General features: G+C 68.6%; 15 protein-coding genes. 9 read left to right on the top strand and 6 right to left on the bottom strand.

The window, feature by feature from the left end; all coding sequences use genetic code 11:
• Nucleotides 1–121 precede the first annotated feature (121 nt).
• The 4 genes from ACSFBE_RS23220 to ACSFBE_RS23205 are packed head-to-tail and all read left to right on the top strand — an operon-like array spanning nt 122 to nt 3,348.
• Nucleotides 122–1,072: a branched-chain amino acid transaminase gene (locus ACSFBE_RS23220; RefSeq protein WP_435492760.1), complete on the top strand. Its 951-nt coding sequence runs from the start codon at nt 122–124 to the stop codon at nt 1,070–1,072.
• 2 nt (nt 1,073–1,074) lie between these two features.
• Nucleotides 1,075–1,284: a zinc-finger domain-containing protein gene (locus ACSFBE_RS23215; RefSeq protein ID WP_435492759.1), complete on the top strand. Its 210-nt coding sequence runs from the start codon at nt 1,075–1,077 to the stop codon at nt 1,282–1,284.
• A gap of 10 nt (nt 1,285–1,294) precedes the next feature.
• Nucleotides 1,295–2,092, top strand: a complete 798-nt coding sequence (locus ACSFBE_RS23210; RefSeq protein ID WP_435492786.1) for a glycosyltransferase family 2 protein — start codon at nt 1,295–1,297, stop codon at nt 2,090–2,092.
• Nucleotides 2,089–3,348 carry an O-antigen ligase family protein gene (locus tag ACSFBE_RS23205; protein WP_435492758.1) on the top strand — a complete coding sequence of 420 codons (1,260 nt, stop codon included), beginning with the start codon at nt 2,089–2,091 and terminating at the stop codon, nt 3,346–3,348. Before ACSFBE_RS23210 ends, ACSFBE_RS23205 begins: the two co-directional genes overlap by 4 nt.
• Here the strand turns inward: ACSFBE_RS23205 and ACSFBE_RS23200 are convergent.
• The 6 genes from ACSFBE_RS23200 to ACSFBE_RS23175 all read right to left on the bottom strand — a co-directional run bounded on the left by ACSFBE_RS23200 (nt 3,328) and on the right by ACSFBE_RS23175 (nt 10,546).
• On the bottom strand, nt 3,328–4,512 hold the full coding sequence (locus ACSFBE_RS23200) for an ATP-binding protein (RefSeq protein ID WP_435492757.1): 1,185 nt from the start codon (nt 4,510–4,512) through the stop codon (nt 3,328–3,330). The two genes, ACSFBE_RS23205 and ACSFBE_RS23200, sit on opposite strands and share 21 nt — an antisense overlap.
• 8 nt (nt 4,513–4,520) lie before the next feature.
• Nucleotides 4,521–5,243 carry a response regulator gene (locus ACSFBE_RS23195; RefSeq protein ID WP_435492756.1) on the bottom strand — a complete coding sequence of 241 codons (723 nt, stop codon included), beginning with the start codon at nt 5,241–5,243 and terminating at the stop codon, nt 4,521–4,523.
• Nucleotides 5,244–5,366: 123 nt separating this feature from the next.
• The gene (locus ACSFBE_RS23190) at nt 5,367–7,037 is read right to left on the bottom strand and encodes an NAD(P)/FAD-dependent oxidoreductase (RefSeq protein ID WP_435492755.1); all 1,671 of its coding nucleotides are present in this window, start codon (nt 7,035–7,037) and stop codon (nt 5,367–5,369) included.
• 5 nt (nt 7,038–7,042) lie between these two features.
• The gene (locus tag ACSFBE_RS23185; RefSeq protein ID WP_435492754.1) at nt 7,043–7,855 is read right to left on the bottom strand and encodes a beta-ketoacyl synthase chain length factor; all 813 of its coding nucleotides are present in this window, start codon (nt 7,853–7,855) and stop codon (nt 7,043–7,045) included.
• Complete coding sequence (locus ACSFBE_RS23180) at nt 7,852–9,072, bottom strand: beta-ketoacyl-[acyl-carrier-protein] synthase family protein (protein ID WP_435492753.1); 1,221 nt, start codon at nt 9,070–9,072, stop codon at nt 7,852–7,854. The genes ACSFBE_RS23185 and ACSFBE_RS23180 overlap by 4 nt, the downstream gene beginning before the upstream one ends.
• 115 nt (nt 9,073–9,187) lie before the next feature.
• On the bottom strand, nt 9,188–10,546 hold the full coding sequence (locus tag ACSFBE_RS23175; RefSeq protein WP_435492752.1) for an AmpG family muropeptide MFS transporter: 1,359 nt from the start codon (nt 10,544–10,546) through the stop codon (nt 9,188–9,190).
• A gap of 37 nt (nt 10,547–10,583) precedes the next feature.
• Here ACSFBE_RS23175 and ACSFBE_RS23170 point away from each other — a divergent pair, with 37 nt between their 5' ends.
• From ACSFBE_RS23170 to ACSFBE_RS23150, 5 genes are all read left to right on the top strand, one after another.
• Nucleotides 10,584–11,429: a M48 family metallopeptidase gene (locus ACSFBE_RS23170; protein ID WP_435492751.1), complete on the top strand. Its 846-nt coding sequence runs from the start codon at nt 10,584–10,586 to the stop codon at nt 11,427–11,429.
• Nucleotides 11,430–11,544: 115 nt separating this feature from the next.
• The gene (gene atzF, locus ACSFBE_RS23165; RefSeq protein ID WP_435492750.1) at nt 11,545–13,272 is read left to right on the top strand and encodes an allophanate hydrolase; all 1,728 of its coding nucleotides are present in this window, start codon (nt 11,545–11,547) and stop codon (nt 13,270–13,272) included.
• 48 nt (nt 13,273–13,320) lie between these two features.
• Nucleotides 13,321–14,337, top strand: a complete 1,017-nt coding sequence (locus ACSFBE_RS23160) for an ABC transporter substrate-binding protein (RefSeq protein WP_435492749.1) — start codon at nt 13,321–13,323, stop codon at nt 14,335–14,337.
• A gap of 3 nt (nt 14,338–14,340) precedes the next feature.
• A complete protein-coding gene (locus ACSFBE_RS23155) occupies nt 14,341–15,183 on the top strand; it encodes an ABC transporter permease (protein ID WP_435492748.1) in 843 nt (280 codons plus the stop codon).
• Complete coding sequence (locus tag ACSFBE_RS23150; protein ID WP_435492747.1) at nt 15,180–16,001, top strand: ABC transporter ATP-binding protein; 822 nt, start codon at nt 15,180–15,182, stop codon at nt 15,999–16,001. The genes ACSFBE_RS23155 and ACSFBE_RS23150 overlap by 4 nt, the downstream gene beginning before the upstream one ends.
• The last annotated feature ends 5 nt before the right edge of the window (nt 16,002–16,006 follow it).

The following is a 16,006-nucleotide window of genomic DNA, read 5'->3' as shown; positions in this document are numbered from 1 at the left end:
TGATTGGCAAAACCCGCCATTGTCGCGGCCCCGGCTCCGGGCGCCGCCGTAAAATCGAAAGCTTTTGCGACATCTCCCCCCGGAGGTCCCCGGATCTCCCACCCCCCAAGGACAACCCAACATGAGCGTGCTCCCCCCTTCGCTGGAAGACCGTGACGGCAAGATCTGGATGGACGGCCAACTCGTGGAGTGGCGCGACGCCAAGATCCACGTCCTGACGCACACGCTGCACTACGGCTGCGGCGCCTTCGAGGGCGTGCGGGCGTACAAGACGGTCGACGGCACAGCGATCTTCCGCCTGCAGGAGCACACCGACCGCCTGTTCAACAGCGCGAAGATCCTGCGCATGACGCTGCCCTTCAGCAAGGAAGAACTGAACGAGGCGCAGAAGCAGGTGGTGCGCGAGAACAAGCTCGAAAGCTGCTACCTGCGTCCGCTGGTCTGGATCGGCTCCGAGAAACTCGGCGTGAACCCGCGCGGCAACCGCATCCACGCGATGGTCGCGGCCTGGGCCTGGGGCGCCTACCTCGGCGAGGAAGGCATGAAGCGCGGCATCCGGGTGAAGACCTCGAGCTACACCCGCCACCACGTGAACATCACGATGACGCAGGCCAAGGCGGTCAGCAACTACAGCAACTCGATCCTCGCCAACATGGAGGCGCTGGACGATGGCTACGACGAAGCCCTGCTGCTCGACGCGAGCGGCTTCGTCTCCGAAGGCGCCGGCGAGAACGTGTTCGTGGTGAAGGACGGCGTGGTCTACACGCCCGATCTGTCGGCTGGTGCGCTCAATGGCATCACCCGCAACACCATCCTGCACATCTGCAAGGACCTTGGCATCGAGCTGGTGCAAAAGCGCATCACCCGCGACGAGGTCTACATCGCCGACGAAGCCTTCTTCACCGGCACCGCTGCCGAAGTGACGCCCATCCGAGAGCTCGACCGCATCGAGATCGGCAACCGTGGCGATGGCGGCTCGCGTGGCCCGGTCACCGAGAAGATCCAGGCGGCCTTCTTCGACATCGTGAACGGCAAGAACCCCAAGTACGCCCACTGGCTCACCAAGATCTGATCATGGCCACCACCGCTGTCGTCGAACTCCTCGCCACCGACCTGAACCACCAGGGCGGCGTCTTTTGCCCGAGCCCGAAGGCCGACATGAAGCTCTGGAACACCCACCCCAAGGTGTACCTGGACATCGCCCGCACCGGCGAGGGACGGTGCCCGTACTGCGGCACGCTGTACCGGCTGAAGGCCGGTGAAGCCGTCGGCCACGGCCATTGAGCCCGCGCGCGTGCCCGAGGCGACCCGCGCCCGACCGACGCTGACCATCGGCGTCCTGGCGAAGAACGAGGCGCACCGCATCGAGGCCTGCCTGCGCAGCGCTACCTTCGCCGACCAGTTGCTGCTGGTCGACAGCGGCAGCACCGACGACACCGTCGCGCGCGCGGAAGCTGCGGGCGCCACCGTCGTCGCCTACCCCGACTGGCAGGGCTTCGGCGTGCAGCGCACGCGGCTGCTGGCGCACGTTCGCAGCGACTACATCTTCTTTCTCGACGCGGACGAAGTCGTCACGCCGGAATTGCGCACGAGCATCGAGGCGGCAGTGGCCTCCGGCGAGGCCGGCGTCTGGCGGGTGCGTTGGCGGATGGTCGCCTATGGCCATGAGCTCAAGGCCTACCGGGCCGGGGGGCCGGAGCGCCTGTTCCGGCGTGACACCGTTTCCTCTTTCGAGGGCGCGGTGCACGAAGAAGCCGTGCTGCTGCCCGCCTTCGTCGACGTGCCGCGGCACGTGTTGTCCGGCAAGCTGCTCCACCATTCGTGGCAGACCGTGCGCGGAAGCCTCGAAAAGCTGACGCAGTACGCGATGCTGGGCGCCGCCAAGCGCGCGGCACTCGGCAAGCGGGGCGGCGTGCTGCGCGGCATGGCCGGCGGCACGGCCATGTTCGTACGCTTCTATTTCCTGCGCCTGGGTTTCCTCTGCGGCGGCGCCGGTTTCCTCTTCTGCTTTTTCGTCTCGCTCGAGGCGTTCTTTCGTTATGCCGCGCTCCATTACGACCGCGAGCAACTCAGCAACCAGGTGGGCCGATGAAGGGTGAGCAAGGTTGGCGGCTGACGGCTTCGGCCGCCGCTTTTCTGTTTCCGGCGTTGAGCATCGCGGTCGCCAACGGCTACTCGGTCGCCGCCGTGTTTCTTCTGGTCGGCGCGCTGGCCGCTCTACCGACGTGGTGGAACAAGCCGCTCGAACCGCGGACGGTCTGGGGGCTGGTCGCGGCCTTCCTGTTGATGGCCGCGGTCTGGCAGGTCGACGGTTTGCGCAGCCACGGGGGGTGGCGATCGGTCGACAAGCCGATCAAGTTCCTGATCGTGCTGCCGTGTCTGTTCTTCCTGCTGCGCTTCCCGCCTCGGCAGGCGTGGCTGTGGGCCGGCATTGCCTGTGGTGCGGTGGCGGCGGGCCTGCGGGCCTTGTACGAAGTTCTGTGGCTGCATCTGCCGCGCGCCGAGGGTGCGATCAACGCCATCCAGTTCGGCGATCTCAGTCTTCTGCTCGGCCTGATGTCCATCGTTGGCTTGATGATGTGGCGGCCGCCGCAGCGCCCGCGCGTTTGGGCCGTCCTGTTGGCCGCCGGTGCGGCCATGGGCCTGCTGGGTTCGCTGCTGTCGCAGGCGCGCGGCGGCTGGCTGGCGTTGGTGCTGCTGGTGCCGGCGATGGTGGCGATCAAGGCGCGCTTCCTCGATCGCCGCTATCTGCTGATCTCCGGCCTGATCGCGTTGCTGCTGGGCGCGGCCCTGGTGTCGCTGGCGGCGCGGCAGCTCGGCGAACGCCTCGAGCGCGCGCGTCTGGAGGTCGATGTGTACGAGACGACCGGCAATGCCGAGTCGTCGGTGGGGCAGCGCCTCGCGCACTGGAAGGCGGCCTGGCACATGGGCCTTGAAAAGCCGCTGGTCGGCTGGTCGCAGCAGGGTTACGAGACAGAGAAGAAGCGCATGGTGGCGGCCGGGCAGGTGCATCCCTTCGTGCTGAAGTTCAGCCATGCGCACAACGAGTTTCTGGATGCGTTTGCCAAGCGTGGCCTTGTCGGGCTGGCGGCGCTGCTGCTTCTCTACGGCGTTCCCTTGCTGATCTTCTGGCCGAGAAAAAGCGATGACGCGTCCGCTGCCGCTGCTGCGATCGCGCCGCTGCAACTCATCGGCGTGCTGGTTCCCGTGGGCTACATCGGCTTCGGGCTGACGCAAGGCTTCCTGGGCCACAACAGCGGCACGATGTTCTTCCTCTTCATGACGACGCTGATCTTCTGCGCCATCCAGGGCGAGCGCGCCGCCGCGTCAGCGCACGTCGCGCGGTAGCTCGATCACGAAACTCGCCCCGCCGCCCGGCCGGTCTTCGCAGCGCACGCTGCCGCCATGGCGCTCGGCAATCGACTTCACCAGCGCCAGGCCCAGGCCCACACCCCCTTCGCGCTCACTCGCGCCGGGCAGGCGGTAGAAGGGTTCGAAGATGCGCTCGCGCAATGCGGCGGGTACGCCCGGGCCGCGGTCGTCGACGCGGACACGGGCCCAGTGGCCGTCGGATTCGAGACGCAGCTCGATCGTGCCGGCGCCATAGCGGCCCGCGTTCTCCAGCAGGTTGCGGATCGCGCGGCGCAGCAGGCGCGACACGCCCTGCACCTGCAGCGTGGCGCTGTCGGTGCCTTCGGTCAGGTCGAGTTCGGCGTCGACACGCGCGCTCTCCTCGGCGGCCAGGCCGATCAGGTCGACCGTTTCGATCGTGCCCAGGTCGGCCTCGCTGGCGTCGAGCCGGCTCGACAGCAGGATCTCGTCGATGAGCTGGTCGAGCTCGCCGATGTTGCGCGAGATCTCGTCGCGCGCCGCCACGCTAGGGCGTTCACCCATCAGCTCGAGCCCCATGCGGATGCGGGTGAGTGGCGAACGCAGTTCGTGCGAGGCATTGGCCAGCAGCGACTTGTGCGAGCGCACCAGCGTCTCGACCCGCGCTGCCGCCGAATTGAAGCGGATCGAGAGGTCGGCTACCTCGTCCTGCCCGTCTTCCGGCACGCGCGCGGACAGGTCGCCGTCGCCCCAGCGCTGCACACCGCGCTGCAGGGTTTCCAGGCGCTGTGTCAGGCGGCGCACGATGGGGAAGAGGCCGATGGCCGTCGCCAGGCCGACCAGGCCGAGCAGCCAGAAAAAACCGGTCTGCGGGCGCACCCACGGCGGCGGGCCGCCTTGGCGGTCCTGACGCGGGCCGAACTGCATCTGGAACACCTGGCCGTCCTTCAGCGAGATGGTGAACTCCAGCGCTTCGCCCGGCCGGCTGGTGCGCAGCGAGGTGCCGGTGCCGATCACCCGGTCCTGGGTGTCGCGCAGCACCACCTCGCGCGGCAGCGGCGCCGAACGTTGCTCGTCGGCCATCTGCCAGGCCCAGCCGGCCGCGAAGGTGACCACCGCCACGCCGGCCAGCACCGCCAGCCAGATGCGGACGTAGAGGTGGCGCGTGAACAGCTGGATCATCGGTGGCGTCAGTCCTGCTGCTTGGCGAAGACGTAGCCCACGCCGCGCACGGTGAGGATGCGCTTGGGGTTCTTGGCGTCGGCCTCGATGGCGGCGCGGATGCGGCCCATGTGCACATCGATCGAGCGGTCGAAGGCCTCGAGCTCGCGGCCGCGCACCGCTTCCATGATTTGGTCGCGTGTGAGCACCCGGCCGGCGCGCTCGGCCATCGCGACCAGCAGATCGAACTGATAGGACGTGAGGTCGGCCAGCGCGCCACCGACGCTCACGGTGCGCGCGTTGCGGTCGATCTCGAGCGTGCCGAAACGCATCATCGTCGCCGCGGTCGCGTCGCTGCTGTGATCGCCACGACGGCGCAGCACGGCGCGGATGCGCGCCAGCAGTTCGCGCGGCTCGAAGGGCTTGGGCAGGTAGTCGTCGGCGCCGATCTCCAGGCCGATGATGCGGTCCATCGGGTCGCCCTTGGCCGTGAGCATGAGGATCGACACCTTGGCCATCGCGCCAGGCAGCGCGCGGATGCGGCGGCAGACTTCGAGGCCGTCGATGTCGGGCAGCATCAGGTCGAGGATGACCAGGTCGGGCGCATGCTGCTGCAGCTGCTCCAGGCCGGCGTGGCCGTCGGCCGCGTGCGCCATGCCGAAGCCCGACTGCGCCAGGTACTCGCTCACCATCTGCGCCAGGCGGGCGTCGTCTTCGATCATCAGGATCTGGGGAGTGCTCATAGCGGCCATGATGGATCGGCGCCGCCAAGGCGGCTTGAATGCTCCGTAAAGTTAAGGTAAATGGCTCGCCCCCAGGGCCGCGCACTGCGTGTCGCTTCGCCAACCCCTGCCGGGGCAGCGCCAGCGGGCCGGCTAAGCCGGTTCCGCGGTGTTCCCGGAACTGGCTTCGGAAGCCGCTTCGAACAGCATGGTGCATTCGGCGGCTGCGCTTGCGGGCCAGGACTGGGTGAGCAGGGCGCGCAGTGCGCTGTCATCGAGCGCAGGATCGCAGCCCAGCGCGCGCTCGCGGATCTCGGCAGCCAGCTGGCGCAGCAGCGCGACCGAGGCATGGATGCGAGCGCTGAACTGCGCGTCGTCCAGCGTGTCGGTCAGGCTGCGGTTGAGCTCGGCGAACCAGGGCAGCGCGGCGTGGTCGAGCATCGCGGGCGGGTTGCGCTTCTCGCTCGAACCCGACCACGCGCGCAGCAGTGCCTGCACCGCGATGTTCAGCCGCTGGCAGTGCTGCAGCTCCTCTTTCAGGCTGCCGAGCAACGCCAGGTCGGTCAGGCGGTCGTGGAAGAAGATCTGCGAGAGCACGCCCCAGTAGTAGCTGTAGTCCCAGATCACCTTCACCGGCAGCACCTCGGGGTCGCCGAACAGGCCGTACTGGTCCTGGTAGAGCGCCAGGGTGCTCTCGTAGAACGAGTGGTAGATCTGGTCGTAGAGCTGCGCCCGCGCTTCCACCGAATGGCCGGCGCGGTCGTGGCCGATCAGATCGGTGATGTAGGTGTTCGCGATGGCGATGAAATCGCTGCCCGGCGAATAGAACGGGTCGAGGAACAGGCCGGCCTCGCCGGTCAATGCCCAGCGCTGGCCCGAGAACACCTGCTTGCAGCCGTACGAGAAGTTCTTGAAGAAGGCGAAGTCCTGCAGCAGGTGGCGCTTGCCGTCGAGCTCGTCGAACAGGCGCGGCTGGTACTGCGCGAACCAGTCCATCGCTTTCTCGAAGCTGTCCATGGTGTCGAGCGCGTGGTAGCGCGGGTCGGCCACGATGCCGACCGAATGCGAGCCCGAAGCCAGCGGAATCAGCCACACCCAGTAGCCCGCGCCGACCAGGTGGTTGGTCGACAGCCAGCGCGCCTGCGGCGTGCAGCGGGCGCGCCATTCGGGGTCGTCGCTCCAGCTGTCGAGCGTGATGCGCTCGCCGATGCGAAACCACACCGCGTGGGCGTCGTGCGCATTCGGCTCGGCCAGGCCCAGCTTGCGCTTGAGCAGGCCGGCGCGCCCGCAGGCGTCGACGATCCAGCGCGCGGCGATGACGTTGGTCTGCCCGTCCTGCGTCCAGCTCAGGCGGTGCAGGCCCTGCGCGTCGTCGGCCAGATCGATCTGTCGCACCATCGCGTGGTCGGTGAACTTCACGCCGCGACGCGCGGCCTCTTCGGCCAGGTAGTTCTCGAAGATGCCGCGGTCGATCTGGTAGCTGGGCACCGAGAGGTAGCGGCTGGCGCCGATCTCGGTGACCTGGTCGATGTCGCGGCGGCCTTCGCTGAAGAAGAAGCGGAAGCCGAACTTGCGCAGCTGTTCGCCATGCATGTGCGGCTCCAGGCCCAGCACCGTGTCGAAGTAGTGAGCGCCGATCTCCACCGACGACTCGCCCACCTTGTGCGCCGCATGCGGCACCGGGTGAGCGCGGCGCTCGAGCACCAGCACGTCGATCTCGGGAAAGCGCTTCTTGAGCTGCAGCGCCAACGTCAGCCCGGCCAGGCCGCCGCCCATGATCACCACGTCGTGCTGCTGTTCCTGCGTTGTCGTGGCGATCGTCATCGGCTTCAGCCTTGGGTGAGTTGGAGCTGCAGCGACAGGCGCGCCGACAGCGGCATCGCGAGTGTCTCGCTGCGGCCCGCGGCCAGCGCCTCGAACAGCGGCAGCGCGTCGGCCATTGCGTTGGTGGCCAGCGCCTGCGCCGCCTCCGAGCGCGGTGCGATCGGTTGCGACGCGCCAGGCAGCAGCGACCAGTCGAAGGCCGCCACGGTGCGCTCGGTGCGCTGCGGCGCGATCACCAGCGCCACCGCCAGCAGGCCGCGGCTGCGCGTGATCGACGCGAGCGCGCCCACGGCCGGCATGTCGTAGCCCACCAGCAGCACCGGTTGGTCGTCGGCTGCGCACTGCGCCGCGGCTTCGAGCAGGGCCGACGCGAAGGTCGTCTCGTAGGCCGCGATCGAATTGCTGGCCGCCATGCAGCCGACGCCGATCGTCCAGTAGCCGACCGCGGCGTTGTGCACCGAGTTGTGGAACTTGATCGGCGACAGCACCGTCGGGTCGCTGGCGAGCACGCTGCACATGTAGTCGTTGATGCCGAGGTCGCCGTGCGCCGAGGCGAAGATGCAGGGCAGGTCCTTGGCGTCGCGGCCCGATGCAGCGATGGCGTGGGACGCCACCTCGAGCGCGAGCGCCACGGTGTCGGGCGCGCGGCGGCGCTCGGCCGGGGCCAGCACCTGCGGGGAGGGCCGCTTGGCCGGCGGGTCGACCGGCGCGCCGGTGCCGGTGAAGGCGGCGCGGGCAATGTCCCAGCCGGGCAGCGTGGGCGCCCAGAAGGCCGGGCCTTCGATGTACAGCGTCGGGGTCTTCACAGTGGTGCTCATGCTTGCACTCCCTTGCCGAAGACCAGCGCGCAGTTGTTGCCGCCGAAGCCGAAGGAATTGGACAGCGCCACCTTCACGTCGCCGCGTGCGGGCGCGAGCTTGATCTGCGGGCCGCAGTCGGTGTCGAGCTGCGTGGTGTTCACGGTGCCCGGCATCAGGCCGGTCTCCAGCGACAGCAGGCTGATGGCGGCCTCGACGATGCCGGCCGCGCCGAGCGTGTGGCCGGTGAAGCCCTTGGTCGAGCTGGCGTGCGTGCTTTCAGGGAAGCGCCGGGTCACCAGCGCGCCTTCGACCTCGTCGTTCTTCATGCTGGCCGTGCCGTGCATGTTGATGTAGTCGACCGCATCCGTCGTCAGGCCGGCGCGGGCCAGCGCGTCGTCGAGCGCCCGCTCGGCGCCCAGGCCCTGCGGGTGCGGCGTCGACATGTGGTGCGCGTCGCTCGCCTCGCCGTAGCCCAGCAGGTACAGCCCGTCGGCCGTCGTCGACTCGGCGCGTTCCACCAGCGCGAAGCCCGCGGCCTCGCCCAGGCTGATGCCGTCGCGCGTGGCGTCGAAGGGCTTGCACGGCTGGGGCGACACCAGCTCCAGCGAGTTGAAGCCGTACAGCACGCTGCCGCACAGCGTGTCGACGCCGCCGACCACGGCCGCGTCGATCAGGCCCAGGCGAATCAGCCGCTCGGCCGACGCGAAGACCTTGCCACTCGACGAGCAGGCGGTCGAGATCGTTTCCGACGGCCCCTCCAGGCCCAGTGCGGCCTGCACGAACATGCCCAGCGAATGCGGCGTGTGCACCAGCGGGCGCTCCTGGCCGGGCGGGAAGCGGCCATCGGCGGTCAGGTGCGTGTAGGAATCCTCGGTCTCGCCGATGCTCGACGTCGACGTGCCGAGGATCACCGCGATGCGCGACGGCCCGTACTTGGCGCGCGCCGCCGCCACCGCGTCCATGAAGCCGTCGGCCTGCAGGCCCATCCAGGCCAGCCGGTTGTTGCGGCAGTCCCAGGCGGCGAGCGATCCGGGCAGCCGCGCCTCTTCGACGCCGGCCACGCGGCCGATCCAGGTCGTCAGGCGCGCGCCGCTGGCGGGCACCTCGCCGAAGTCGTTGGCCCGCAGGCCGCTGCGGGAGGTTTCGAGCGCGTCGAGCAGCGACGCCTTGCCCACGCCGACGGCCGAAGTCGCGGTGTAGGCGCTGATCTGGAGGGGGGGGATGCGGGACGGCACGATGGTGGAAGGTAAGTGGCGGAGCGCGAACAATGCCACAGACTAGCAGCCGGCCGGGCACCCGCGCGTCGGCCGGCATCCCGTGCCGGGGGCTTGGTCGGGGCTTGATCGGGGCTTATGCGGCGCCGTTGCGCTGCGAGCGCGCGGCCAAAGCCACCAGCACCAGCACCGGCAGACCGAGCAGCGCCGTGCCGACGAAGAAGGGCACGTAGCCGTAGGCGTCGACGAACACGCCCGAATAGCCGGCGATGAACTTGGGCAGCAGCAGCATCAGCGAGCTGAACAGCGCGTACTGCGTGGCCGAGTAGCTGATGTTGGTCAGGCTCGACAGGTAGGCGATGAAGGCCGCCGACGCGATGCCGCCGGCCAGGTTGTCGGCCGACACCACGAAGACCAGCATCGTCAGATCGTGCCCGCGCGAGGCCAGCGCCGCGAAGAGCAGGTTGCTCGCGGCGCTGAGCACCGCACCCAGCATCAGCACGCGCATCACGCCGAAGCGCATCGACAGCACGCCGCCGACGAAGGCGCCGACCAGCGTCATCACCACGCCGTAGATCTTGCTGACCGTGGCCACCTCGTCCTTGCTGAAGCCCATGTCGACGTAGAAGGGGTTGGCCATGATGCCCATCACGACGTCGCTGATGCGGTAGATGGCGATCAGCGACAGGATCAGCACCGCCTGCCACTTGTAGCGACGCACGAAGTCGGCGAAGGGCTCGACCAACACGTTCTGCAGCCACTCGGCTGCGTTGCGCGCCCGGGGCATCACGCGCTGCGCCGGTTCGGACGACAGCAACACCGTGACCACGCCGATCGCCATCGAGGCCGCCATCGTGAGGTAGGCGGCGCGCCAGCCGATGTTCTGGTAGCCGGCGCTGCCGCCCAGCTCGGCCCAGGCCGCGATCCACAGCACGCCCGCGCCGGCCCAGATCATCGCCAGGCGGTAGCCCGTCTGGTAGGCGGCGGCCAGCGCGGCCTGCTTGCGCGTCTCGGCCGATTCGATGCGGAAGGCATCGAGCGCGATGTCCTGCGTGGCCGAGCCGAAGGCCACCAGCAGCGCGCACCACACCAGCGGCGCCAGCCCGCCGCGCGGGTCGGCCGTCGCCATGCCGACCAGCCCGCCGATCACCAGCGCCTGCGCCAGCAGCAGCCAGCTGCGGCGGCGGCCCATCAGCCGCGTGACGATGGGAATCGGCAGCCGGTCGACCAGCGGTGCCCAGGCCCATTTGAAGGCGTACACCAGGCCGACCCAGCTGAGGTACCCGATGTCGCTGCGCGCCACGCCGGCTTCGCGCAGCCGAAAGCTCAGCGTGCCCAGTACCAGCAGCAGCGGCAGACCGGCCGAGAAGCCCAGCGCCAGCATGCGCAGCGTCGCCGGTTCGAGGTACACCGTGAGCGCGTCGCGCCACGAGAGCGGCGCTGCAGGCGCAGGGGTGGGCGTGGGGGAGGTTTCGGCAGCCGAGGGTGGGGACATTGAAGGGTCGATCGGGGTGACTGCTTATTATTCCCGCATGTGTACACGCTGCGAACTCTCCATCGGTCCCTGGCACGCGCGCCGGGCTTTCCTGGCGTTGGCGGGGGCTGCCGCAGTGACGACGGCAGCGACCCCCGCGCTGGCGCAAGTCGCGGTTGGCAAGGCCTCGGTCGCGCGCAACCTGGTGCCCGCTGACGCCATCGAGCAGGCCGGCGTGCAGCAATACGACCAGTTGCTCCAACAGGCGAAGGCCAAGGGCGCCTTGGCGCCCGACGGCCACCCGCAACTGCAGCGGCTGCGCACCATCGCTGCGCACCTCATCCCCTTCGTCGGCCCGTGGAACGCGCGTGCCGCGGAGTGGAAGTGGCAGATCAGCCTGATCGGCAGCCAGCAGATCAACGCCTTCTGCCTGCCGGGCGGCAAGATCGCCTTCTACACGGGCATCCTCGACCAGCTCAAGCTCAGCGACGACGAGGTCGCGATGGTGATGGGCCACGAGATGGCGCATGCCCTGCGCGAGCACGCCCGCGCACGCCTCGCCAAGAGCGCCGGCACCGGCGCGGCGCTGTCGATCACCGCGCAGCTGCTCGGCCTGGGACAGATGGGCGACATGGCAGCGCGCGCCGGCACGCAGCTGCTGTCGCTGAAGTTCAGCCGCGGCGACGAGACCGACGCCGACCTGGTCGGGCTCGAACTCGCGGCGCGGGCCGGCTACGACCCGCGGGCCTCGGTGGCGCTGTGGAAGAAGATGGCCACCGCCTCGAAGAACCAGGGTGGCCTGAGCTTCCTCTCGACCCACCCCAGCGGCACCGACCGCATCCGCATCCTCGAAGCCAACATCGGCAAGGTCGACGGGTTGTACCGGGCGGCCAAGCGCGGCTAAGGCTGCACCCACTTTTTTCCTGACGCACCGAATCCGACCTGCCAGGGCTCCCTGAGCCCCGGCAGGCGTTGGCACGCCACTTGCATCTCAACATGTACACAAGACAGGATGCTTGATGATGGTGCATACGACGACTTCGCAGACGACCGATGACGGGCTCGACACCAACCCCGGCGCCGCCGCCTGGATCATGCGGATCGACCCGCCGATCGCCGCCTCGGACGCTGCGGCGGACGGCCCGCTGGCCGGGCTGCGCTTCGCGGTCAAGGACAACATCGACGTGGCCGGCCTGCCGACCACCGCCGCCTGCCCGGCCTTCGCCCGAGACGCGACGGCCCACGCCCAGGTGGTGCAGCGCCTGCTCGACGCCGGTGCGGTACTGGTCGGCAAGACCAACCTCGACCAGTTCGCCTGCGGCTTGAACGGCACACGGTCGCCCTACGGCGCCGTGCCGAACAGCTTCGATGCGCGCTATGTGTCGGGCGGATCCAGTTCCGGCTCGGCGCGGGTGGTGGCCACGGGCGAGGTCGACTTCGCGCTCGGCACCGACACGGCCGGCTCGGGCCGCGTGCCGGCGGGGCTCAACAACATCGTCGGCCTCAAGCCGACCAAGGGATTGATCAGTACGCGCGGCGTGGCGCCGGCGGCGCAGAGCGTCGACTGCGTGTCGATCTTCGCGCGCACCGTCGAGCTGGCGGCCCGCGTGCTGAGCGTCGCGATGGGGCACGACGCGCACGACCCGTACTCGCGCGCACTCACGCCGATTACCGCACCGCTGCCGCTGCGCCTGCGCATCGGCGTGCCATCGACGCTCGAATTCTTCGGCGATCACGACTCGGCTGCGGCCTTCGAGCGATCGCTCGCGCAGCTCGAGGCGCTCGGTGCCACGCGCGTGCCGATCGACTACGCCCCGCTGGCCGAAGCCGCGGCGCTGCTCTACGACAGTGCGCTGGTGGCCGAGCGCTACGCGGCGGTGCGCCCGTTCTTCGACGCACATGAGGCCGAGGTCATCGAACCGGTGCGCAGCATCCTGGCCAAGGGCCGCAGCTACAGCGCCGCCGACTTCGTCGACGCACAGACCCGGCTGCGTGCGCTGGCGCAGCAGGCCGCACCGATGTGGAAGCACATCGACCTCCTGGTGGTGCCGACCTCGCCCACGCACTACACCATCGAGGCGATGCAGGCCGACCCGGTCGCGCTCAACCAGAACCTCGGCGCGTACACCAACTTCGTCAACCTGCTCGACTATGCGGCGCTGTCGGTGCCGACGTGCCTGCGCAGCGACGGCCTGCCATTCGGCCTGACGCTGATCGGCCCCTGCGCCAGCGACTTCCAGCTGGCCGAACTGGGGCAGCGCCTGCACCACGCGAGCGGGCTCACGCTCGGCGCGACCGGCGCACCGATGCCGTCGCCCGTCGCCCTGCCGCTGCTGAAGCCGGTCGCCACCGTGAAGGTGGCCGTGGTCGGCGCGCACCTGTCGGGCATGCCACTCAACGGCCAGCTCACCGAGCGCGGCGCCGCGCTGCTGCGCGAAACCCTCACCGCCCCGCAGTACCGCCTCTACGCGCTTCCCGGCACCGTGCCGCCCAAGCCCGGCATGGTGCGCGTGCCCTCAGGTGGCGCATCGCTCCTCGTCGAGGTGTGGGAGATGCCGGCCACCGCCTACGGCTCCTTCGTCGCACTCATCCCCGCGCCGCTGGGCATCGGCACGCTGACGCTGGACGACGGCAGCAGCGTGCAGGGCTTCGTCTGCGAGTCGATCGCGCTCGAGGGCGCCGAAGACATCACGCACCACGGCGGGTGGCGCGCGTACATCGCTTCACGCCAGGCGGCGCTCGCCTGAGCGCGTCCTCTTTCCTTTTCGCTTCAACCATCACGCAGGAGTCGGCCCATGGAATCCCCGAACAAGTCATTTGCGACGCGCGCGCCCCACCCATCGCGCCGCCATGTGCTGCAGGCCGGTGCCGCGGGCATCGCCGCGCTCGCCGCGCCGTCGCTGGTGCGGGCCCAGGCCACGCCCAAGATCCGCATCGGCTTCTGGCCGGTGGCCGCCGGCCTGCCCTTCTTCGCTGCGGTCGACAAGGGCTACTTCAAGGAGGCCGGCCTCGACGTGGAGCCGCTCAAGTTCGCCGGCGCGCAGCAGGTGATGGAAGCGATGCTCTCGGGCCGCTCCGACGGCAGTTCGAACGGCACCGGCTCGGCCAACCTCGCCATCGGCGAGATCGCGCAGCCGGGGCTCTTCAAGATCTTTTGCACCAACCCGAGCAACGCCAAGTTCGTGCTCGACGAGTTCATCACCGCCAAGGACAGTCCCATCAAGACGATGGCCGACCTCAAGGGCAAGAAGGTCGCCTCGGGTCCCGGCATTCAGAACGTGACGCTGTGCAAGACCATGCTCGAACGTGCTGGCGCCACCGGCGCCACGGTGACCGAGCTGCCCATCGGCCAACACGTTGCCGCGCTGGTCGCGGGCCAGGTCGACGCCTGCTACACGCTGGAGCCCACCGGCACCATCGGCCGCATGAACGGCACCACGCGGGTCATCGAAGCGGGCGTGGTCGCGAAGTACATCCTGGGCGACCCGATGGCCCCGTGGCATGGCGGCGCGGCCAGCCTCACGACCGAGTTCATCAAGAAGAACCCCGAGGCGACGAAGAAGTACATCGCCGCGTATGCGCGCGGCGTCGAGCTGGTGCGCACGAAGCCCGACGAGGCCCGCCAGTTCATGAAGGGCTACACCGCCATCGAAGGCGCGCTCACCGCCGAAGTGCCGCTCGCGTCGTACATGCTCTACAACGAATTCAAGCCGAGCGACGTCGCCTACTTCCAGAAGTTCTACGACCTGTTCACCGAGAAGGGCATCTTCGAGAAGAAGGTCCTGGTGGACGGCTTGCTCTACAAGGCCTGAACCATGGCCGATTCAACCGTCGCGCCCGTCGGCGCCGCCACCAAGCCCTGGTCGCCGCCCGCCAACGGCGCGGCCTCGGCCGTGCCCAAGCCGCCGCTGTGGGACAAGCTGCTGCCCTTCATCGGGCCGGTCGTGCTCTTCATCCTGTGGGACCTGGTGGTGCGGCTCGGCTTCATCAAGCCGATCCTGCTGCCGGCGCCGGCGGACACCGTCACCACGCTGATCACCGGCCTGGCCGGCGGCCCGCTGCTCACCGACTTCGCGGTGACGGTGTGGCGCACGCTGCAGGCCTTCCTGATCGCGGCCATCGTCGGCGTGCCTTTGGGCGTGCTGCTGGGCAGCAACGAGCGGGTGTACCGCAGCGTGGAGTTCCTGATCGACTTCTTCCGCTCCACGCCGTCGTCGGCGCTCATTCCGCTGTTCCTCTTGATCTTCGGCGTGTCGGACATCAACAAGGTCGCGATCGCGGCCTTCGGTGCGTTCCTCATCGTGATCTTCAACAGCGCCTACGGCGTCATCAACGCACGCAAGCAGCGCGTGATGGCGGCCAAGGTGATGGGCGCCTCGCGCTGGCAGGTGTTCAAGGACGTGCTGATCTGGGAAAGCCTGCAGCCGTCCTTCGTCGGGCTGCGCTCCGCCGTGTCGATGGCATTGGTCATCGTGATCGTGGCCGAGATGTTCATCGGCTCCGACGCCGGCCTGGGCAACCGCATCATCAACGCGCAGCAGGTGCTCAACGTGAAGAGCATGTATGCGGCCATCCTCGCGGCGGGTGCGTTGGGCTATGCGCTCAACATCCTGTTCCTCATTGCCGAACGCAAGATCGTTCACTGGAGTGGAAGATGAGTGCAGTCCTCAACGGCCCGGTGTACGCCGACGTGCCCGCCCCCGCGTTCCAGCCCGGCCCGGCCGGCACGCACATCACCATCCGCGGCCTCACCAAGTACTTCGCGGGCTGGCCGCTGTACGAGAACTTCGACCTCGACATCCCGAAGCACAAGATCGTCTCGGTGTTCGGGCCGAACGGCTGCGGCAAGTCGACGCTGATCAACATGATCGCGGGGCTGGTGCCCATCGACAGCGGCGAGATCCTGTTCGACGGCAAGTCGCTCAAGGACACCAAGATCGGCTACGTGTTCCAGAACTACCGCGAGGCGATGTTCCCGTGGATGCGCACCATCGACAACATCGCCTATCCGTTGAAGCTCGAAGGCCGGTCGAAGGCGGAGGTCGATCGCCGCATGGAAGAACTGGTCGCGTCCTTCGACGTCAAGTTCGACCTCAAGCGCTTTCCGTACGAACTCTCGGGCGGTCAGCAGCAGACCGCGTCGATCATGCGGGCGCTCGCACCCAACCCCGAGGTGCTGTTCCTCGATGAGCCCTTCTCGGCGCTCGACTTCGAGATGACGCTCTTCATCCGCGAGAAGCTGCAGGAGGTGTTCATCCAGACCGGCACCACCATGCTGCTGGTGTCTCACGACCTGGAAGAGGCGGTGTACCTGGCCGACGAGGTGCTGCTGCTGACCAAGCGCCCGACCAAGGTGGCGGAGATCCTGAAGTACGACGACGCGCGCCCGCGCACGCTCGAGACGCTCAGCTCTGCGAGCTTCGTCGCAATGAAGAAGCTGAGCCTCGAAATCTTCCAGCGCGAAGTGCGCCGCTGACCATT

The sequence above is a fragment of the Variovorax sucrosi genome (assembly GCF_051216635.1).
Taxonomy (GTDB): Bacteria; Pseudomonadota; Gammaproteobacteria; order Burkholderiales; family Burkholderiaceae_C; genus Variovorax.
This window is presented reverse-complemented; position numbering and strand designations above follow the sequence as displayed.